The sequence below is a fragment of the Pseudomonas putida genome (genome assembly GCF_050990305.1).
In the GTDB taxonomy this organism is placed as follows: domain Bacteria; phylum Pseudomonadota; class Gammaproteobacteria; order Pseudomonadales; family Pseudomonadaceae; genus Aquipseudomonas; species Aquipseudomonas putida_AH.
On the sequence record NZ_CP158817.1, the window covers coordinates 2,641,438 to 2,660,372 of the forward strand.

At 59.7% G+C, this 18,935-nt stretch carries 17 protein-coding genes; 8 read left to right on the top strand and 9 right to left on the bottom strand.

The genetic code is table 11. From position 1 onward, the window contains the following. Window positions 1–167: 167 nt before the first annotated feature. A complete protein-coding gene (locus ABTV22_RS12230) occupies window positions 168–1,157 on the bottom strand; it encodes a zinc-dependent alcohol dehydrogenase family protein (protein ID WP_433740438.1) in 990 nt (329 codons plus the stop codon). Window positions 1,158–1,334: 177 nt separating this feature from the next. Here ABTV22_RS12230 and ABTV22_RS12235 point away from each other — a divergent pair, with 177 nt between their 5' ends. Beyond that, the gene (locus ABTV22_RS12235) at window positions 1,335–2,243 is read left to right on the top strand and encodes a LysR family transcriptional regulator (protein WP_433740440.1); all 909 of its coding nucleotides are present in this window, start codon (window positions 1,335–1,337) and stop codon (window positions 2,241–2,243) included. Window positions 2,244–2,783: 540 nt separating this feature from the next. Next, window positions 2,784–3,014 carry a hypothetical protein gene (locus ABTV22_RS12240; protein ID WP_433740442.1) on the top strand — a complete coding sequence of 77 codons (231 nt, stop codon included), beginning with the start codon at window positions 2,784–2,786 and terminating at the stop codon, window positions 3,012–3,014. An 8-nt stretch (window positions 3,015–3,022) separates the two neighbouring features. On the opposite strand, the gene ABTV22_RS12245 is transcribed toward ABTV22_RS12240, so the two are convergent. The 3 genes from ABTV22_RS12245 to ABTV22_RS12255 form a co-directional block, all read right to left on the bottom strand. Then, complete coding sequence (locus ABTV22_RS12245; RefSeq protein WP_433740444.1) at window positions 3,023–5,149, bottom strand: TonB-dependent receptor family protein; 2,127 nt, start codon at window positions 5,147–5,149, stop codon at window positions 3,023–3,025. 209 nt (window positions 5,150–5,358) lie between these two features. Then, window positions 5,359–6,696, bottom strand: coding sequence for an MFS transporter (locus ABTV22_RS12250; RefSeq protein WP_433740446.1), 1,338 nt, complete (start codon window positions 6,694–6,696; stop codon window positions 5,359–5,361). Between the two features lie 136 nt (window positions 6,697–6,832). Further along, entirely contained in the window at window positions 6,833–7,651 is an 819-nt protein-coding gene (locus tag ABTV22_RS12255; RefSeq protein WP_433740448.1) for a helix-turn-helix transcriptional regulator, read from the bottom strand. Between the two features lie 97 nt (window positions 7,652–7,748). Here ABTV22_RS12255 and ABTV22_RS12260 point away from each other — a divergent pair, with 97 nt between their 5' ends. Continuing rightward, on the top strand, window positions 7,749–8,741 hold the full coding sequence (locus ABTV22_RS12260; RefSeq protein ID WP_433740449.1) for a threonine dehydratase: 993 nt from the start codon (window positions 7,749–7,751) through the stop codon (window positions 8,739–8,741). A 132-nt stretch (window positions 8,742–8,873) separates the two neighbouring features. Here ABTV22_RS12260 and ABTV22_RS12265 read toward each other — a convergent pair whose 3' ends face one another. The 4 genes from ABTV22_RS12265 to potE form a co-directional block, all read right to left on the bottom strand. Continuing rightward, entirely contained in the window at window positions 8,874–9,152 is a 279-nt protein-coding gene (locus ABTV22_RS12265) for a DUF3303 domain-containing protein (RefSeq protein WP_433740451.1), read from the bottom strand. A gap of 204 nt (window positions 9,153–9,356) precedes the next feature. Beyond that, window positions 9,357–9,896, bottom strand: coding sequence for a phosphohydrolase (locus tag ABTV22_RS12270; protein WP_433740453.1), 540 nt, complete (start codon window positions 9,894–9,896; stop codon window positions 9,357–9,359). Next, window positions 9,896–10,297: a hypothetical protein gene (locus tag ABTV22_RS12275; protein ID WP_433740455.1), complete on the bottom strand. Its 402-nt coding sequence runs from the start codon at window positions 10,295–10,297 to the stop codon at window positions 9,896–9,898. The genes ABTV22_RS12270 and ABTV22_RS12275 overlap by 1 nt, the downstream gene beginning before the upstream one ends. Window positions 10,298–10,465: 168 nt before the next feature. Continuing rightward, window positions 10,466–11,878, bottom strand: coding sequence for a putrescine-ornithine antiporter (gene potE, locus ABTV22_RS12280; protein ID WP_433740457.1), 1,413 nt, complete (start codon window positions 11,876–11,878; stop codon window positions 10,466–10,468). Between the two features lie 185 nt (window positions 11,879–12,063). Here potE and ABTV22_RS12285 point away from each other — a divergent pair, with 185 nt between their 5' ends. The 3 genes from ABTV22_RS12285 to ABTV22_RS12295 all read left to right on the top strand — a co-directional run bounded on the left by ABTV22_RS12285 (window position 12,064) and on the right by ABTV22_RS12295 (window position 15,040). Then, window positions 12,064–12,393 carry a hypothetical protein gene (locus ABTV22_RS12285; RefSeq protein ID WP_433740459.1) on the top strand — a complete coding sequence of 110 codons (330 nt, stop codon included), beginning with the start codon at window positions 12,064–12,066 and terminating at the stop codon, window positions 12,391–12,393. An 852-nt stretch (window positions 12,394–13,245) separates the two neighbouring features. After that, window positions 13,246–13,662: an organic hydroperoxide resistance protein gene (locus ABTV22_RS12290; protein WP_433740461.1), complete on the top strand. Its 417-nt coding sequence runs from the start codon at window positions 13,246–13,248 to the stop codon at window positions 13,660–13,662. A 730-nt stretch (window positions 13,663–14,392) separates the two neighbouring features. Then, window positions 14,393–15,040, top strand: coding sequence for a hypothetical protein (locus ABTV22_RS12295; RefSeq protein ID WP_433741377.1), 648 nt, complete (start codon window positions 14,393–14,395; stop codon window positions 15,038–15,040). A gap of 70 nt (window positions 15,041–15,110) precedes the next feature. Here the strand turns inward: ABTV22_RS12295 and ABTV22_RS12300 are convergent, their stop codons facing one another. Beyond that, entirely contained in the window at window positions 15,111–16,019 is a 909-nt protein-coding gene (locus ABTV22_RS12300; RefSeq protein ID WP_433740463.1) for a LysR family transcriptional regulator, read from the bottom strand. 137 nt (window positions 16,020–16,156) lie between these two features. On the opposite strand from ABTV22_RS12300, the gene ABTV22_RS12305 reads away from it, so the two are divergent. Beyond that, a complete protein-coding gene (locus ABTV22_RS12305) occupies window positions 16,157–17,212 on the top strand; it encodes a tartrate dehydrogenase (protein WP_433740465.1) in 1,056 nt (351 codons plus the stop codon). Window positions 17,213–17,318: 106 nt separating this feature from the next. Then, window positions 17,319–18,674 carry a dicarboxylate/amino acid:cation symporter gene (locus tag ABTV22_RS12310; protein WP_433740467.1) on the top strand — a complete coding sequence of 452 codons (1,356 nt, stop codon included), beginning with the start codon at window positions 17,319–17,321 and terminating at the stop codon, window positions 18,672–18,674. The last annotated feature ends 261 nt before the right edge of the window (window positions 18,675–18,935 follow it).

The following is an 18,935-nucleotide window of genomic DNA, read 5'->3' on the forward strand; positions in this document are numbered from 1 at the left end:
CAAGTCGGGTGCCGGGAGTCAATGTCAAAACCGCACCGCGTCCCCCTGTAGGAGCTGTCGAGTGAAACGAGGCTGCGATCTTTTGATCTTGATGTTCAGTAATGCCGTGCAGATCAAGATCAAGAGATCGCAGCCTTCGGCAGCTCCTACAGGGAATGGTGTGTCTCTCAGACCGTCACCACAACCTTCCCAATCTGCTGGTTAGCCTCCAGGAACCGATGCGCCGCTTGAATATCGTCAAGCGAGAACGTTTTGGCGATGATCGGCGAAAGCGCACCCGAGGCCAGGCCGTCCAGGATGAAGGTCTTGGCCCGGGAGAGGGTGGCCGGGTCCGAGACGATCTCCGAGTAGAGGTAACCCTTGAGGGTCAGGCTTTTACCCAGCACGGTGAACAACGGGAACGGCGTGGGCTCGGGGCTCAATGCGCCGTACTCCAGCAGGATGCCGCCTTTGGCCATGCTCTGGGTGAGCGGTTCGAAGGACGGCCCGCCCACCGGGTCGAATACCACACGGACACCCTTGCCAGCGGTCAAGGCCATGACCGCTTCGACCAGATCCTCTTCATCGCTGACGATGACATGGGCCGCACCAGCGTCCAGCAGTGCCTGTTTTTTCGCGCGGGTGCGGGTCACGGCAATCGCGGTCGCGCCAACCTTTCTGGCCATCTGGAAGGCGGCCAACCCGACGCTGCTGGAAGCGGCGGTAACCAGCACAAAGTCATCCTTCTGGAGCTTGGCCTGCTCGATCAGCGCGCCCCAGGCGGTGACGTATTGCATCCAGGACGCAGCGGCTTGCTCGAAGGACAGGTTCTGCGGGTGCTTGACCGTGAGGTGAGCGGGCACATTCGCCAGCTCGCCATAAGTGCCCCAGCGCGCAATGTCCAGCGGCGGAATCACGCTGACCGCGTCACCCGTCTTGAAATCGGTGACCCCGGCACCGACGGCAACCACCACACCCGCTGCTTCATAACCCAGGCGGCTGGGGAAGTGCGCTTCCTGCAAATAGGCGTGATTGCGGAACATGACTTCTGCCCGATTCAAACCAAAGGCCTTGACCTCAATTTGCACTTCGCCTGGCGCTGGCGCAGGTACATCCACCGCCTCCAGTTTCAAAACGCTTGCGTCACCGTATTCATGAATCCTGACAATGCGTGCCATGGTTACCTCTTCTGTCATCAATGAGGCCGGTGTTTACCGACCTGAAACCCCGTGAAAGCCTAGACCCGTTCGCGTCCGATGGGCTGTGTACTTCGGTGCGATGGCCGTCAATTTAGGCGTTGGTCTGTGTCGGATAAAGGCCTACGATGGCGCAACACTAGAAACACAGGGTTTCCAATGGATCGCCTCACCTTGATGGCCACCTTCGTCAAAGCGGTGGAACTGGGCTCCTTCAGCGCGGTGGCGGACGAGCTCAACCTGTCCCCGCAATTGGTGGGCAAGCAGGTCAAAATGCTCGAACAACATTTGGGCGTCTCCCTGCTCAATCGAACGACTCGCAAGCAAAGCCTCACCGATTTTGGCCGCACCTTCTATCAGCGAGCCAAGTTGATTCTGGCCGACATGTACGCCGCCGAAGAAATGGCCGCCGTGACCCGGGGCGTGCCCAGCGGACGCCTGCGGATCAACGCCCCGGTCACCTTTGGCGTGACCACGTTGTCGCCGCGCTTGTTGGAGTACATGGTCAAGTACCCGCAGGTGTCCGTGGATTTGACCTTGTCCAACGAACTGGTCGACCTGGTGGAAGGTGGCTATGACGCTGTATTTCGTATCGGCGAGCTGTCGGACAGCGGTTTGAAAGCCTTGCCCCTGGCGCCTTATCAGATGGTGCTCTGTGCGGCGCCGGCCTATCTGGCCCGTCGCCCACCTATCACGACGCCGTGGGATCTTCAGGAGCATGAATGCCTGGCGTTTGCCTATTCGGACGGGCGCTCGCACATTCGCCTCGAAGGGCCGGAAGGCTGTATCGATGTGCCGATTAAAAGCCGATTGACGATTAATCAGGGCGATCCGCTGCTGGCCGCCGCCGTGGCGGGATTGGGGGTGGTGTTGCTGCCGCAGGAGCTGGTCAGGGACGCGCTGAGAAGTGGAACCTTGGTGAACCTTCTGCCGCAATACAAAGTGCCGGTGTCCCCGATGAACCTGTTGTACACCCCTGACCGTCGACTGACACCCAAGCTTCGCAGCTTCATGGACTTTGCCAGGGCCGCGTTTGGTCAGCACCCACGTTCGGGGAGGCAGCCTTAAAAAGATCACGCGGTTTGACAGACACACCACAGCGCCCGGTTCACTTGTAGGAGCGAGGCTCGCCCGCGAAGAACGATGACGCGGTCTGACAGATACACCGCAGCGCCTGGTTCGCTTGTAGGAGCGAGGCTTGCCCGCGAAGAACGATAACGCGGTCTGACAGAACACCACGGCGCCCGGTTCGCTTGTAGGAGCGAGGCTTGCCCGCGAAGAACGATAACGCGGTCTGACAGATACACCGCAGTGCCCGGTTCGCCGGCAAGCCTGGCTCCTACAAGCGAAAAACGATAACGCGGTGCGCCAGACACACCGCAGCGTCTGGTTCGCTTGTAGGAGCGAGGCTTGCCCGCGAAGAACGATGACGCGGTTTGACAGATACACCGCAGCGCCCGGTTCGCCTGCAAGCCTGGCTCCTACATTGATGGCTTTCCCAACGGAATCATTAAGTTACTTATTGGTCATAGTTATGGCTGAGCGTTGTTCCAATGAGCATTTCGAGCAGCCATAACTCTTCAATTTTTCCATGTTTAGGGCGTTACCATGAATCGCGCAGTCCTTATGATCCTGGCCATTTTCAGTGCTTTGCTGTTGGGAGGCTGCGGTCCTCACTGGGACGATGGCGAAAGGTATGGCCGATACCACGACCATGATCATCGCCGTGGTTACGACCAGGGTGATGACAATGATCAGGGTTACGACCACCGATACGATCGCCGAGACTATGACCGCGACCACCGTCGTTACCGCGATCGCGACGACAACGACGACTGATCAGGCGCTTAGAGCAAACTCCACGACACCCCGACATACACCCCCAGGCCTTCGCCCGGCGTGGAGCGTGCCGCGTCCAGTCCCTTATCGTCGTAGCCCGGTGTGACGGTGGCGGCGTAGTGTTTGTCCGTCAGGTTGCGCAGGTCCACCCAGGTCTGCCAGTCGCCCTTGGGCGCGTTGTAGCCCAAGGTCGCGCCGAACAGCGCATAGGGATCGGCGTAGTAGCTGTTGGCGTAGTCCACCGCAACCTTGGACACCAGCTGCGTGTTCAGCGCAGCGAAAAAGCCCTGTGGCCAGTCGTAGCGCAGTTCGCCCTGGTAGTAATGCATCGGCAGCCCCGGCAAACGGTTGTCGCCGAAGCGCTCGTCGTCGCGGTAGTGGAAGTCACTGAAGGTGTAGCTCTGGCGCAAGTTCAACTGGCCGCCATCGTCGCGCGACCACAGGTTGCTTTGCAGGCTGGCTTCCACGCCCTGGTGCACGGTGGGGCTGGCGTTGAGTTCATAGGGCGTGGTGGCGTTGGCATCCGGCAACACCGAGAGCAATTCATGGCGCACCTGGGCGTAGTACCAGGCGAGCGTCCATTGGCCCATCGCGCTGTCGCCACGACCACCCAGCTCCAGGGTGGTCGCCGTCTGGTTTTGCAGTTCGATCGGGTCCCGCTGGGTGCCGGTGGCCGGGCCGCTACCCGCCGGGAAGCGCTGATTGGCGCTGTAGATCAGCGACCACGGATGCGGTGCCTCGACCGAACGGCTGAGATTGCCGAACAGTTGCAGATCGGGGGTCACCTGATAGCGCAGCCCCAGGCGCGGCGCGTAATCCCAATCGCCCATGCTGGTCTTGCCACCGCCGTCCGGGTAAGTCACAGCGCTTTCGCGGCGGGTGTAGATGGCGGCCAGGCCCGTGGTCAGCCACAGGTCGTCGGCGATCTCCAGGTCATTGCCCACATGCAGGACTGTGTCCGAGCCCTGATAAGTGAAGTTGCGCATGGGCGTGCCCGGTGCATAGCCGGCGGTATTGCCGGTGGGGATGCGCACGAATTCGCTGGCGCCATCGTTGGGCAGGTGCTTGGTCACCCGCAGGCCCACGGTGCTTTGGCTTTCCAGGCCCCACAGTGTGTCGCGGCGCTTGTAGTCGAAGGTGCCACTGACATCGGTGTACGCCACCTTCAAGCGGTTGGGGCCTTCGCGTAAATCCATCGGATAGTCGTGGTAGACCAGGCCGGTCTGAATGCTCGAATCGTCATCGAGCCAGAAGGTCGTCTTGTTGCCAATAAAGGTGCTGCCTGGCTGCTTGCGGCTGTCGTCGCGCAACACGTAGGCGGGGTTGGCCGCTTTTGGGTCGTGCTCGATGGAGTGTTTGGTGACGCGCCCGGCGAGGTCGTTGTCAGTCTCGCGGTAGCGCAGGTAAAAACGCGTTTCCAGGTTCGGGTTGAAGCGATAACCGAAATTGGCGATCACACCCTGACTGTCGCTGGCCGTATGGTCCTGGTAACCATCGGACTGTGCGTCGGTCACCGCCATGTAGTAGTCGAAGTCGCCCAGCACCTGCCCGGAGCTGACCTGGCGCTGCTGATAGCCATGGCTGCCCGTGGCATAGCGCACTTGCAACTTGGGAGCGTTGTAGCCGGTGTGGCTGACGTAATCGATGGCCCCGCCCAGGGCCAGCGCGCCCCGGTCGAAACCGTTGGCACCGCGCAGTACCTCCACATGGTCGAGCCACAACGGCTCGAGCAATTCATAGGGCGTGCCACCGGGACCGGTCAGCGGCAGGCCGTCGAGCATCGTGTACAGCCCCGAGGCATGGGCACCCGGTGCACGGTTGATCCCCGAGCCGCGGATCGAGATCTTCGTCCCTTCGTTGCCTGAAGACTGGGCATAAACCCCCGGCTGATACGCCAGCACATCCTGATTGCTGGCCACGCGACCCTGCAGCGGGCGGCGCATATCCACCACGTTGGTGCCACCGGGCACCCGATCCAGCCGTGCCTTGGCTTCTTCAATCGACTGATCTTCGCCACTGCGGTCTTCGGCCCCAATCAGCACTTGCCCCAGTTCCAGGCCCTCGGCGCAGGCCATGGCCGGACAGGCAAGGGCCAGGCCCAGCAGGGCAGTGGGCAGGGAATTGGGCGAGGGCATTGGGGTAACTCCATACGGACAGGAACGGGCAGTGAAGAACTGCGACGTATGGAGAAACGAATGGAGCACATGGGGATTTTGTTTTTTTAAACACCAACAGATACGGTGCATCACTTCATGTAGGAGCTGCCGAAGGCTGCGATCTTTTGATTCTGTTTTTGAAAATCAAAAGATCGCAGCCTGCGGCAGCTCCTACAGGGCAGGACTGTTCAGGCTACTACTTCCACACCAACTTCTTTCTCCTCCACCCCCACCTCATGCAACGAAACCCGCGACGTCTCGCGCAAGGCCAACCCACCCGCCAGCCCCAACAAGGCCACCAGCATCAGGTAGAACGCTGGCGACAGGTTGCTGCCGGTGCTGCTGATCAGCCAGGTCGCCATCAGTGGCGCGGTGCCGCCGAACAGGGTATAGGCCATGTTGTAAGTGACGGCGGACGCGGTGTAGCGGGTGCGGGTCGGGAAGGTTTCCGAGAGCAGGGCCGCCGTGACCACGTTGCACAACACTGCCCCCGTGGCTAGCAGCATGACGCCAATGACGGAGGCGGCGAACGAGCCGGAGCTGGCCATCAGGAACGCGGGATACACCACCACAATCAACAAGGCGCAGGCGCTCATCACGGTTTTTCGACGCCCGACCCGGTCCGAATACAGCCCGGCCAGCGGACAGATTGCCGCTGCGAACATCAGGGCAATCAGCGACACCAGCAACGCGGTGGCGCGGCTCAGGCCACCGGCGACTTGCAGGTAAGTCGTGAAGTAGGTGGTGAACATGTAAAACGACAGCGCCGTGAGCGACACAAAAGCGCCCAGACAGCACATCGCTGCACCGTGGTTGCGCAGGGTTTCCTTGAGCGGGGAGTGGGCGACGTCTTTTTCCTGGGTCACCGCCTGGAATGCAGGCGTCTCGTCCAGCTTCCAGCGCAGGTATAGACCGACAAGACCCAAGGGTGCTGCCACCAGGAATGGCAGGCGCCAGCCCCAACTGGCCATCGCGTCGGCGGACAAGGAGGCTTCAAGCGCATAAGCCAGTACCGCTGCCGAGGCGAAGGCGGCAAAGGTCGACACCGGAATGAAGCTGCCGTACCAGGCGCGTTTGTCATTCGGTGCGTGCTCCATCAGGTAGGCACAGGCACCGGCGTATTCGCCCCCGGCGGAAAAGCCCTGGGCGCAACGGATCAGCGACAGCAGAATCGGCGCCGCGACCCCGATCGTCGCATAGGTGGGCAACAGACCGATCAAGGTCGTGGCGGCGGCCATCAGTAGAATCGTCGCCGCCAATGTGCGCTTGCGGCCGATCTTGTCGCCTAGCATGCCGAAGAAAATCCCGCCAAGGGGCCGAAACGCAAAGGCTACGGCGAACACCGCGAACGTCTTGAGCAGCGCGGCACTGGCATCGCCGCTGGGGAAAAATTGCTGGGCGATGGTGGTGGCAAGAAAGCCATAGACGGCGAAGTCGAACCATTCGACAAAATTACCGATGCCGGCGGCGACAATCACTTTCCTGAGGGTTTGCGGACTGACCTGCTGCGTAGTGGTGCTTGTCATGCTTGACCCCGACCATTCGTCAATAAGACTTCGATTATCGGGGTAGCCACCGACACGGCTCACTTCAAAAGTGTCATCGGCATAGTCAGCACCGACGTTATGTCGTTGAACGAAGCAGGATTCACGCCAGCACGTCTCAGGACGTCAGGCACCTGCGCAACTGCACCGGGCTGATGCCAAGGCGTTGTTTGAAGGCGGTTGCCATGTGCGCCTGGGAGTTGAAGCCGCAGGCGAGGGCGATCTGCGCCAGCGTGGCCGTGGAATCGCGCATCAGGGCACGGGCCCTGGCCAGACGTCGGTCGATCAGATAACTGTGCGGGCTCTGGCCGGTCGCCTGCTTGAAGGCGCGCATGAAATAGCCTTCGGACAATCCCAGCATATCCGCCATCACCTTCACCCCCAGTGCACCGTCCAGGCCCGCGTCGATGAACTCGTCGAGCAGGCGCATGCGGCTGCCGGTGATCGAGCCTTGGGGGGCTGCCGGCAGCGCAATGTCAGCCTGTGCCCGCTCCGTCAGCACCAGGGCCCATGCCTCCCAATCGTCCTCCACCGAAGGTCGCAACAGCGCGGCACGCATGCGCAGTGCAAGGGTAATGGCCTGCGGATCGATGCGATTGTTGAAGGCACGGTCCCCCGGCAACGCCATGCCATCGTTGCGCATCACCCGTAGGTATTCACCGCCCGTGGGCGACTCGGACAACACATCACAGCCGGCGGGGACGAAGGCCAGACCGTTGGGGAGCGCATTGAACGGCTGCACCCGGTCGCTGCCGATGGCGTGCAGGCCGCGTTGACTGTCGAAGGCAAAGCCGATCGCCGATTGAGGCGCGACATAGCGGGTGGTGTAGGCGGCACCGGGTAACAATTCGATGGCCCAGGGACCGGCCTCGATTCGGCGGACCGGTTCAGCGGGCAGGGGCGGCAGACGGCGGTTTCGATGGCTCATGAGCACCATAGTAGTGAAGCCGGGATACAAAAGTCAGGTCAGTTTTTTGAAAGTCAGTGCGATGGGGCACTGTCTAGACTGGGCAACACCTCAGGGAGAACGACCCATGCACAGACTGACCCTCGACGACATCGAACAAGCCGCTCGCCACGTGTACCAAGTCATGCCAGCCACCGCCCAGTACCCGTGGCCGTTGCTGGCCGAGCGACTGGGCTGCACGGTGTGGGTCAAACACGAAAACCACACACCCACCGGTGCCTTCAAGGTGCGCGGTGGCATTACCTTCATGCATTGGCTCAAACGCACGCATCCGGATATCAAGGGGATCGTCAGTGCCACCCGTGGTAACCATGGACAGAGCCTGGCACTGGCAGCCGGTGCCGTCGGTTTGCAGGCGTTGATTGTGGTGCCTGAAGGTAACTCGGTGGAAAAAAACAAGGCGATGCGCGCCTTTGGCGGCGAAGTGGTCGAGTATGGCCGCGATTTCGACGAAGCCCGGGAAGAGGCCGCGCGCCTGGCCCAGGTGCATGGTCTGTATCTGGTGCCGCCGTTCCATGCCGAGCTGGTCAAAGGTGTGGCCACCTATGCGCTGGAGTTGTTCAAGGCCGCGCCGGATCTGGATACCGTGTATGTGCCGATTGGCTGTGGATCGGGCATCTGCGGGGTCATCGCCGCCCGCGACGCATTGGGCCTGAAAACCCAAGTGGTGGGCGTGGTGTCCACCGAAGCCGAGGCTGCCAAGTTGTCGTTCGACGCGGGAGAAATACGCGAAACCGCCTCGGCCAATACCTTCGCCGACGGCCTTGCGGTGCGCAGGCCGATTCCCGAAGCCTTTGCCGTCTATGCGCAAGGCGCGCAGCGTATCGTATCGGTCAGTGAGGCGCAGATCGCCGAGGCCATGCGGGTGTATTACACCGACACCCACAACCTCGCCGAAGGGGCGGGCGCGGCGGCTTTGGCGGCGCTGATGCAGGAGCGTGGAAGCATGGAAGGAAGAAAGGTGGGGGTGATTCTGTCTGGCGGGAATGTTGACCGGGCGGTGTATGCCAGGGTGATTGCGTTCGATTCTGTAGGAGCGAAGCTTGCTCGCGATGAATGACCAGGCGACGCGTTCATTCAGACAGCACGCGTTATCGTTAACGACCATCGTCGGACCGCCGCCCGCAAACAAGCTTGGCTCCTACAGGGTGGGTGACGAGGCGGCGAGCAGCACTCGCCGCCTTGATGACGACTATTTGCCGATAACGCCTGCCAGCAGCGGCGCCATCTGTTCGTCGGTCAATGCGACCTGAACCTCCATGTTCATGAGGTCGCTCCACTCCAGCACCCATTTCTGGATCAATGCCGGATCATCGGCTTCTGCCACACCCACACCTGCCGCACCACCGACGCTGTACCAGCGTCCGATCAATTTGACGCCCGCGGGGGGCGCGCCTCCGGTCTTGAGGAAACGCTCGATTGCACGGTTGCGAGTGTCTGGACTCAGCGTCCAACTGACTATGAATAACATCGGCCACCTCCTGTTACGCATTGGCACCCGATTGCCCAGGCGGGCCTGGCTGGCGCCGAGGCCAGGTTCGCACGTGGTTTGCAGTTCCGTCCTGGCAGGTTTACTGCCAGAGCTCCCCTGTGAAGGCATAGCAGTGCAACGCGCTGCGTGTACGACCGCTGATCCTGTTCCGGGGTATTTTCAATGGTGGAAAAGCTGTCTGTTTCACCAGCGAAACATGGGTAGCGGATGCAGGGGGGAGCGGATGAATTGGCGGGCGGAAAGCTTGATCAGCATCCCGTGAAAACCGTGATCGGGGAACGTCGCTTGCACGGTTTTGATGAAGTCCCGGGGTAGGCCGAAGCGCACCAATCCAAGGGACACATCGATCAGGTCCGCTCGCCGGAAAGGCTCGACGGTGAGTGCGTATACCGAGTGATAGGAGCGCACCTTGTGATGTTCCAGGATCAATGCACTGACTTCCTCCTTGAGTTCACCGCGTTGGTGGCTGTCGAGGTAATCGGTGACCAGGTGCACTGAGGGTGGCAGGTAGTCGAGGGTGTTGTCCGTCCAGATGCCCAGGTCGTGGAATGCCGCGGCGATCTGCAAGGCCTCAGCGGGCAGGCTTTCGGTGCCGCGTAACGCGCAATAGAAATTCAGCACCCGATAGATGTGATTGCGATAGCCCTGCAGGTCCGGGCCGATCGCCAGTGCGAAGGAGGTGAGTATCTCGTCGGTGAGGGGGAATTCGAGAACGGGTTTCATCATGCATTCCGCAACAGGTCGTTGGCGTTGAGCACGTCGTAGGCGATTTCCGGGCGCTTTTCCATGGCGCGGCGGATCGCCGCCGGGATCGAGGCGCGGGTCTTGCGGCACAGCCCCGGCTGGTCGCCGACGTAAATGCCGATGCCGCGCATGGTACGCACTTCGTTGAAGCTTGGGACGATGTCGACGCGGATACCCAGTTGCTCGAACATTCGCCGTTGCAGGTGCTCCAGGTCCTGAAAGCTCGACAGGTTTTCCAGGCGTTCGATCAGGCGCTTTTCTTCGTTTCGGGTCAAAAACAGGATGCGTACGTCCGCGCCCGGTGTTTCCAGCAACGGGTCACGCCCGCAATCGCAGGCTCCGGGCGGGCAGGGTTGGCGAATCGGAGCAGAAGTGGTCATGGGGTTCAATCATAGAGCGCTGTGATCGAATTTGCCCATAGGCAGTGGACTGATGGAAATCCCCCCTGTAGGAGCGAAGCTTGCTCGCGATGGTGTGTCAGTCGAAATCAATGTGGCTGACGCACCATCGCGAGCAAGCTTCGCTCCTACAGAGACGCGTGTTTATGATCACTTTTGTTGAATCTCGCGTTTTACTTTTTTCAAGTCACTGAGTGGGACTGCTGCGCCAGTGATGTGCTGCGCGGCGACAGTTTGCGTCGGTACGCTGTTATTGATGGCTTCGAGGCGGATCAGGCGGTTATTGACGAAGCCGAATATCGTGTAGCCGAAGAGGGTCGCCACGCCGCCCAGCATCAGCGCCTGTTCGCCGGCGCTGTAGAGCGCCAGGTAACTGTAGACCGACGCGACCCAGGCAACGATGTTGGTGACCAGTGCTTGACCGGCGGGCACGTTCGAGACTTTTTGCAGGGTCATCAAGGTGGCCATGGACAGGATGTACGGCACCAGGTTGGTGACCACCGCGAGATTGACCAGGGTGTCGAATTGCTTGCTCAGGTCCGGGCTGATGGTCAGCAGGCCAAGCACCGTCTGCGCGGCCAACAGCACCAACATGCCGACAATCGGCGTCCCTTGTTTGTTGACCTTGGCGAAGATCGACAGGAAATAACCGGTGTCGGCCGAGCTTTTGTAGACCTGGGCGATGGTGAACTGCCAACCCAGGAGCGAGCCGATGCAAGCCAGGACCATCACGCCCATGACGATGTCACCGACCAGTGGCGTGAACATCTTGGCGAACACTAGGCCGAAGGGGGCGGTGGAGGCGGCCAGTTCCGGATTGTCGACGATGCCGGCGATCACGTTGGTGGAAACGATGTAGATCACCGCCGCGCCGAGGGTGCCACCGAGCACGGCAATCGGCACGTTCCTTTCCGGGTTTTCTACGGCGTCGGTGTTGGCGCACGCTGATTCCAGGCCCAGGAACGCCCACAGCGTGATCGCCACCGACGCGTTGGCCGCTTCGAACCAGCCCTTGTCATGGGGGTTCCAAGCCGCGGCGTAGACGCTGCTGTCGAACCAGAACCAGCCGACGGTAGACACCAGCACCACCGGCGCAATCACCCCCCAGACGGTCACTGCGCTGATTCGCCCGGTAATCCGCGCGCCACCGAAGTTGGCGACGGTGGTGATCCACAGCAGGGCGACGGTTGCCAGCCCGACTTGCAGTGAACTCAGCTCGAGATGGAACAGCTCCTGGGTGTAGCCGACCGCCGTGATGCTGATCGCCACGTTGGCAATCAATAGCGACAGGCCATAGGTGTAGTTGGTCAGGTAGTTACCGGCCTTGCCGAAGGTGTATTCGGCGTAACCGCCCATGCCACCGGTTTTGCGGCTGAGCATGCCGCAACGGGCGAAGGCATAGGCCAGTGCGAGGGAGCCGGTGGCAGTGATCAGCCAGGAAAGAATGGAAATGCCCCCGACCTCCGCCAGTTTCGACGGAAGCATCACGATGCCTGAGCCCAGCATGTTCACCGCGGTCAACAGGGTCAGTTGCCCCACACTCATTTTCTTTGCGACTGACATTCCATGGCCTCTTTGGATTGCCGTTGTGAGCCTTAGCTATAGCAAAGTATTGAAATGTCGCAATAAGTCGGCTTTTGCTGATTGACATGGGGCGGTGTTTTTCAAGTAAGGCATTATGCTGGCCCCCGGGTTGTTCGCTTGTCGCCAGAATCGCTTTATTTTCAGACGGTTAGGGTGCAGAGCAAATGCGCATTATAAGGATTGTGCTGATCTCGGTTGGTGCTGCGGGTCTTGCGGTGTCTGCCCAGGCCAGGGAGTTGAAGGACAATGATCGTTATGTGTGCAGTTGGGGGGCGGGGACGGCGGGCAGGGCGCAGGAGCTCAAGTTGTCCGGGGTTTCCCTCTATGCGGCGCGGCAGAAAATCCAGGCGTACAAGTTTTCCAAGCCGTGGATGAGAATGATGGCGATGGGGATTACCGAGCAGACGTATGACAGCCCGACCCGGATCAAGCCGGCGGCGGTCAAGCAGAGTTTTTATGAGGATTGCGTTAGGTATAAGTTGGCGCGTAAGTAAGGTTTGGCCTTGGACTTGGCGGCCTTTGGGCCGACCAGGTTGTTGGTTGTTTGGGTGTATATCCATTGCTGCGGTAACGGCGGCTGGCGGTTTCGCCCTTACGGCGACTCACTTTTTTGACACACGCCTCAAAAAAGTAAGCAAAAAAACGCTCGCCCCGAACGTACGGCCCCTCGCCAAGGCTCGGGGTTCCTTCGCTCCGGCATTCATCCGGGGGCATCGCCCTCCGGTTGGCTTCGCTGGCACCTACATGCGATGGGTTCGACTGCGTCGAACGGCGCTACGCGCCAGTCCCCGGATAAACACCTCCACTCAGCCTGCCGAGGGGGCGGGCAGATCAAAATCAAAAGCCGCCGAGGCGAGCTGACACTCGACCTCATTGCAGTTCGCGTACCACTGTAGGAGCGTGGCTTGCCCGCGAAGGCGGCCTGGTAGCCGACCTGACTTTCACGGATGTACCCAATCCCTGTAGGAGCTGCCGAAGGCTGCGATCTTTTGATCTTGCCGTAAAAGATCGCAGCCTCGTTGCACTCGTCAGCTCCTACAGTTCCGCAGGGTCGCCGCATCGCAACGAAGACACCCTGATTTCACGGATGTACTCAGTCCCTTGTAGGAGCGAGCCCGCTCGCGATGAACCTGAGCGCGCCACGGGGTATCAGGCCGGCCGTGTCACGCAAGCAAGCCTATTCCCACAGGTTTTGATAGGCCCCGGCCTTGTGCAAGCTGACCTTTGTCGGACCGAGCTCCCGATTGACCAGCGCCGTCTATATTGAATGACCGGCATCGTGCCGGCAGGCCGTTTTCTGATTCACCTGACATTGCATAACCACCCCAATCAATCAGGAGATCATCATGAACCAGCTCGACAAAGTACTGTACACCGCCAAAACCCACACCACCGGCGGCCGGGACGGCGCGTCTCGCAGCTCCGACGGCATTCTGGATATAAAACTCTCGTCCCCAGGCACCAATGGTGGCGGCACCAATCCGGAACAGTTGTTCGCCGCTGGTTGGTCAGCCTGTTTCATCGGCGCCATGGGCGTTGCGGCCAAGGAGCTGAAAGTTGCGCTGCCCAAGGATGTGGCGGTCGACACCGAAGTCGATCTGGGCACCAATGAGGGCGGCTACCTGCTGCAGGCCCGGCTTAATGTCAGCTTGCCGGGGCTGGATCGCGAGACCGCGCAGAAACTGGTCGATACCGGACACCAGTACTGCCCGTATTCGAAAGCCACGCGTAATAACATCAACGTCGTGGTGAAGCTCGCTTGAGTTGAATTGATAAAGGTCCCGGCGACCGATTTCGCAAGTCACGTCGCAGGGACCGTCACCCGTACAAGGGTGACGGGATGAGCGTGTATTTAACTTTTGTTGTTAATCCTTTCTCTCTAATAGTTAGATGGCCAAGTTGTCTTGCCAGGCGGGATATGCGTGCACTGGTTTTTATCGAAGCCTCTGGAGTATTCAGGCTGCTCAAAAATAGTATGACTGTTTTAGCGTTACAGGTGTAAATGACAAGAGTTCGCTTATTGCTCACGGTTTGGCCTGCGCGGCAACTAATGGATCCAATGGGTAATGACGATAGTCATGTAACTCAAGCAGCTCAGTTGGAATGGGCGCTGACGGGAAAGTTGCTCTGTTGATACCGTTTTCATTGACCTTCAAGTCAGCGACCGTTTGTCGGTGATGTGCCATGAAAGTGAACAAATCCGGGCTTGGGTCCTCAGATTCAGCAGCACGTCACCCAATGACCTGCTCTTGAAATCCCACTCAGGAAGTGAAACCCGAACCTCATATGCAGTGAATGCACGTGGGGATTTTTTTACCTGAAATATAAGAGGTGCCAACTAAGCAGTCATCGATTCACTTACCGCATCAATAGGATTTTTATAATTAACCTGTTGTTTGCATTCTTGTATGAGCAAGGTCGTGCAGGGTTATTTTAAGCAATGCTCTGTTGATTGGCCGATCTGTACTATCGAATAAGGTGGAGAACATACCCGTGGCGATAAATACAATTATGAGCCTGATCGAACATAAAGAATTCATGGAGTTATTGCGGCTGGGCGTTGTGTACGTTCATTTGGTCGCCTGCTGCGTGGCGATTGGATTAGTGCTGACCAGTGATATAGCAATGGTCAGGGACCTGTGGAAACGCAAGTCATTCACTGAACATGATCTTGCGCACATGGAAAGCCTTCAGAGGTCTGTCGTCTGGGCATTGATCGGTCTATGGGTGACAGGCGCCGCCATCATCGGCATCGATTACCTGGGCAAAGGCACGGAATACTTCATGAACCCCAAGCTTCACGCCAAGGTGATCATTGTCGTGCTGCTGACCTACAACGGCGTCCTGCTGCACAACCTGGTATTGCCGGCTCTGAAAAAGGCAGGCTCTTTGCTTGAACTCGGATTCAGTGCACGGATGCTGGCCTTGTTTTGTGGCTCGCTATCAGCAGTGTCGTGGATGTATGCCGCCATGCTCGGGGTCGGGCGCCCGTTGGCCTGGAAGTACTCGCTTAGCGAACTGCTGATGGCGTATCCGGTGCTGATCGTACTGGGCTTTATGATGATGCTGGCTCTGACTCAGCGAGCCAAGCGCCAGAACATGCTCACCGAATCGCAGTGGACCAATGCCGCTGCTCACTGAACCGGTGAGGAACCCAGCGACAGCAGCGTGATCCTGGCTGATGCCACCGGCTTTAATAGGCATCGGGCAGTCAGTTGTCCTCGACATTATCAATGTGCTTGAAACGCTCGATCAAAAAGTCGATCAGGCTACGCACCCTCGCCGACAAATGCAGTTGTTGCGGGTACACCGCATACACGTCGGCGCGGGTCGGCGTCTGGTCCTCCAGCACGAGGCGCAGGCGGCCACTGCGCACATAACGGGCGATGTCCCATTCGGCCCGCAGCAAAATCCCATACCCCTCCAGCGCCCAGTTCAGGGCGACTTCACCATCGTTGCAACCCAAGGCGCCGTGCACCTTGATGTTGTCGGTGTGTCCGCCGTTGGTGAAGCTCCACACGCCATAGGGCGACTCGTTCTGCCGGATGAAGATGCAGTTGTGATGTTGCAGGTCGGCGAGCTTTTGCGGGGTGCCGAATTTGTCCAGGTACAGCGGTGAAGCACACAGCAAGCGGCGGTTGGAAGCGATCTTGCGCGCATGGAACGCCGCATCCGGCAGGGTGCCGAAACGGATGCCCAGATCGAAGCCGTGGGTGGCCAGGTCCAGTGGGTGGTCGCTGATCTCCAGCTGGATTTCCACCTCCGGATACTGGGCGTAGAACGCGGCGAGGGCAGGGCCGATATGACGGCGGCCGAAGCCGAGGGAGGCATTGACCCGAATCAGGCCCTTGGGCGTCGCCCGGCTGCTGCTGACCAACTGCTCCAGTTCATTGATCTGGGTAAGGATGCGTGCGGCTTGGGAGAAATACAGCTCGCCTTCGGACGTCAGGCTCATCGAGCGCGTGGTGCGGTTCACCAGGCGAATGCCCAATCGGGCTTCCAGCGCAGTCAGGCGTTTGCTCACCGCTGGCGGGGTGACGCCCAGCTCCCGAGCGGTCGCCGCGAGGCTGCCTTTATTGGCCAGCAGGTAAAAAAACGACAAATCCAGGGTCTGGTCCATTCGTAACTCAAAGTTATTTATGTAGTGATTTTTGGTAACTCGCACCTATTTGTTCACTACATATACTCCGCTCACACCCCGCCTGAACAGTCCGGTTCAACGGGAACAACAAGAAGTCGACGAGAGTGGAGACAACTATGAGCGCCTACAAAATTGCTGCAGTGCCAGGTGACGGCATCGGTGTGGAAGTGATCGCAGCCGGCGTCGAGGTGCTGCAAGCCCTGTCGAAAAAGTCCGGTTTTGAACTGGCTTTCAAACACTTCGACTGGAACTCCGATAACTACCTGAAAAACGGCTATTACATTCCCGAAGGTGGCCTGGAGGAACTGAAGACCTTCGACGCGATTTTCTTCGGCGCGGTCGGTGCGCTCAACGTCCCGGACCACATCTCTCTCTGGGGCCTGCGCCTGCCGATCTGCCAGGGGTTCGACCAATACGCCAACGTGCGTCCGGCCCGCGTATTGCCGGGGGTGAAAAGCCCACTGCACAACGGTGACCAGATCGACTGGGTGGTGGTGCGGGAAAACTCCGAAGGCGAGTACTCCGGCAACGGTGGTCGCGTGCACCGTGGCCTGCCGGAAGAGGTGGCCACTGAAGTCTCGGTGTTCACCCGGGCTGGGGTCGAGCGCATTCACCGCTTCGCCTTTGAACTGGCGCAGAGCCGTCCACGCAAGCACCTGACCATGGTCACCAAGTCCAACGCCCAACGTCACGGTATGGTGCTGTGGGACGAGATCTTCTACGAAGTGGCCAAGGACTTCCCGGATGTGAAAATCGACAAGGAGCTGGTGGACGCCGTGACCACGCGCATGGTGCTCAAGCCGTCGACCCTGGACGTGATCGTCGCCACCAACCTGCACGCCGACATTCTCTCCGACCTGGCCGCCGCGCTGTCCGGCAGCCTGGGCATCGCACCGACCGCCAACCTCAATCCTTCGCGCCAATTCCCGTCGATGTTCGAACCGATCCACGGCTCGGCCTTCGACATCACCGGCAAAGGCGTGGCCAACCCCATCGCCACCTTCTGGACTGCCGCCATGATGCTCGAACACCTGGGCGAGCGCGGGGCGGCCAAGCAATTGATGTCGGCCATCGAAGCCGTCACCGAAAGCGGTTTGCACACCCCGGACCTGGGCGGCAACGCCACCACACGGCAGATCACCGATGCGGTGATTGCGCTGATCAACCGCTGATCTTTCCCAGCGATTCAAAGTAGTACTGCGGCATAACGCCCGGGGCGGAGCATTTGTTGCGCCCCACGGGCACTTCCTGACAACAATAAAAAATCAGGGCCCTGTCATGAAAAGAATATTCGGCAAACTCTACGTACAAGTGCTCATTGCGGTGATCCTCGGCGCCCTCGTCGGGGTCTTCGTTCCGGAAACCGGCGCCGCGCTCAAACCCTTGGGCGATGCTTTCATCAAACTGATCAAGATGCTCCTGGCCCCGGTGATTTTCCTGACCGTGGTCACGGGTATCGCGCGCATGGAAAACATGAAGGAACTGGGCCGCGTCGGCTTTCGCGCGCTGTTGTATTTCGAAGTGGTGTCGACCCTGGCGCTCGTCGTCGGCCTGGTGGTGGTCGATGTGTTCAAGCCCGGCGCCGGCATGAACATCGATGTCGCGACGCTGGATACCTCGAGCCTGGCGACCTACACCTCGGCGGTCAAGCATGCCTCGTTCATGGACTTCGTCATGAACATCATCCCCGACACCATTGTCGATGCCTTCGCCAAGGGCAACGTCCTGCAAATCCTGCTGTTTTCCATCCTGCTGGGTATCGCCCTGGCTCACGTCGGGCCGCGCGGCAAAGCCTTTGTCGACACCCTCGACAGCCTGATGCAGGGCATGTTCCGCATCGTCAACATGGTCATGCGCCTGGCCCCGATCGGTGCGTTCGGTGCCATCGCATTCACCATCGGCAAGTACGGTTTCGGATCGCTGTTCTCCCTGGGCAAGCTGATGGCTTGCGTGTACCTGACCTGTGCGGTGTTCGTGATCTTCGTGCTCGGCCCGATCTGCCGCTACAGCGGCTTCAGCCTGTGGAAGTTCCTCAAGTTCATCAAGGAAGAACTGTTCACCGTGCTGGGCACCAGCTCGTCGGAATCGGTGCTGCCGCAGATGATCTCCAAGATGGAAAAGGCCGGCGTGTCCAAACCCGTGGCCGGGATGATCATTCCCTCCGGCCTGACCTTCAACCCGGACGGGCAGGCGATCTACTACACCATCGCCGCGATCTTCATCGCCCAGGCGACCAATACGCCGCTGACCCTGACCGATCAATTGATCGTGCTGGCGGTGCTGATGTTCACCTCCAAGGGGTCGGCGGGGGTTACCGGGTCCGGGTTCATCATTCTGGCGGCTACGCTGTCGTCCCTTGGGACGATTCCGGTGGCGGGGATGGTGTTGTTGCTCGGCGTTGACCGCTTCATGTCGGAGGCGCGGGCGATCACCAATACCATTGGCAATGGCGTGGGGACCATGGCGATTGCGAAGTGGGTAGGGGCGTTGGATACGGCGAAAATGCACAGGGCGTTGGATGGGGAGGTAGTGGAGGAGAAGACGGAGGTGGGGCACGTTGATGATGTGATTTTGCCGACGTCGGTAGCGGCTGCTCCCTTACGGTCAAACTTGAAAAACGTTTCTCGGGCTTAGGGGCATAGCGTACATATCCGTTTCTTCGGTAACGGCCACTTATGGTTTCGCCCTTACGGCGAGTCACTTGGAAGAGCCCCAAGTAACCAAGGGCTCTTGCCCCTTTCGTTCGGTGCCTCGCTTAGGCTCGGCATGCCCTCGCTCCGGTCCTGCTCCGTAGGCCCGCCGCCATCGGCCATCCATGGCCGGGGGCGGCTAAACCGGCATCCATGCCGGTTTGCCCACTGCGCAGAACCTCCACTCGGCCTCTCGATGGGGCAA

Excerpts from the sequence above, each read along its gene's own strand:
- ABTV22_RS12230 (WP_433740438.1), bottom strand. The coding sequence starts at position 1,157 with ATGGCACGCATTGTCAGGATTCATGAATACGGTGACGCAAGCGTTTTG.
- ABTV22_RS12235 (WP_433740440.1), top strand. The coding sequence starts at position 1,335 with ATGGATCGCCTCACCTTGATGGCCACCTTCGTCAAAGCGGTGGAACTG.
- ABTV22_RS12240 (WP_433740442.1), top strand. The coding sequence starts at position 2,784 with ATGAATCGCGCAGTCCTTATGATCCTGGCCATTTTCAGTGCTTTGCTG.
- ABTV22_RS12245 (WP_433740444.1), bottom strand. The coding sequence starts at position 5,149 with ATGCCCTCGCCCAATTCCCTGCCCACTGCCCTGCTGGGCCTGGCCCTT.
- ABTV22_RS12250 (WP_433740446.1), bottom strand. The coding sequence starts at position 6,696 with ATGACAAGCACCACTACGCAGCAGGTCAGTCCGCAAACCCTCAGGAAA.
- ABTV22_RS12255 (WP_433740448.1), bottom strand. The coding sequence starts at position 7,651 with ATGGTGCTCATGAGCCATCGAAACCGCCGTCTGCCGCCCCTGCCCGCT.
- ABTV22_RS12260 (WP_433740449.1), top strand. The coding sequence starts at position 7,749 with ATGCACAGACTGACCCTCGACGACATCGAACAAGCCGCTCGCCACGTG.
- ABTV22_RS12265 (WP_433740451.1), bottom strand. The coding sequence starts at position 9,152 with ATGTTATTCATAGTCAGTTGGACGCTGAGTCCAGACACTCGCAACCGT.
- ABTV22_RS12270 (WP_433740453.1), bottom strand. The coding sequence starts at position 9,896 with ATGAAACCCGTTCTCGAATTCCCCCTCACCGACGAGATACTCACCTCC.
- ABTV22_RS12275 (WP_433740455.1), bottom strand. The coding sequence starts at position 10,297 with ATGACCACTTCTGCTCCGATTCGCCAACCCTGCCCGCCCGGAGCCTGC.
- potE (WP_433740457.1), bottom strand. The coding sequence starts at position 11,878 with ATGTCAGTCGCAAAGAAAATGAGTGTGGGGCAACTGACCCTGTTGACC.
- ABTV22_RS12285 (WP_433740459.1), top strand. The coding sequence starts at position 12,064 with ATGCGCATTATAAGGATTGTGCTGATCTCGGTTGGTGCTGCGGGTCTT.
- ABTV22_RS12290 (WP_433740461.1), top strand. The coding sequence starts at position 13,246 with ATGAACCAGCTCGACAAAGTACTGTACACCGCCAAAACCCACACCACC.
- ABTV22_RS12300 (WP_433740463.1), bottom strand. The coding sequence starts at position 16,019 with ATGGACCAGACCCTGGATTTGTCGTTTTTTTACCTGCTGGCCAATAAA.
- ABTV22_RS12305 (WP_433740465.1), top strand. The coding sequence starts at position 16,157 with ATGAGCGCCTACAAAATTGCTGCAGTGCCAGGTGACGGCATCGGTGTG.
- ABTV22_RS12310 (WP_433740467.1), top strand. The coding sequence starts at position 17,319 with ATGAAAAGAATATTCGGCAAACTCTACGTACAAGTGCTCATTGCGGTG.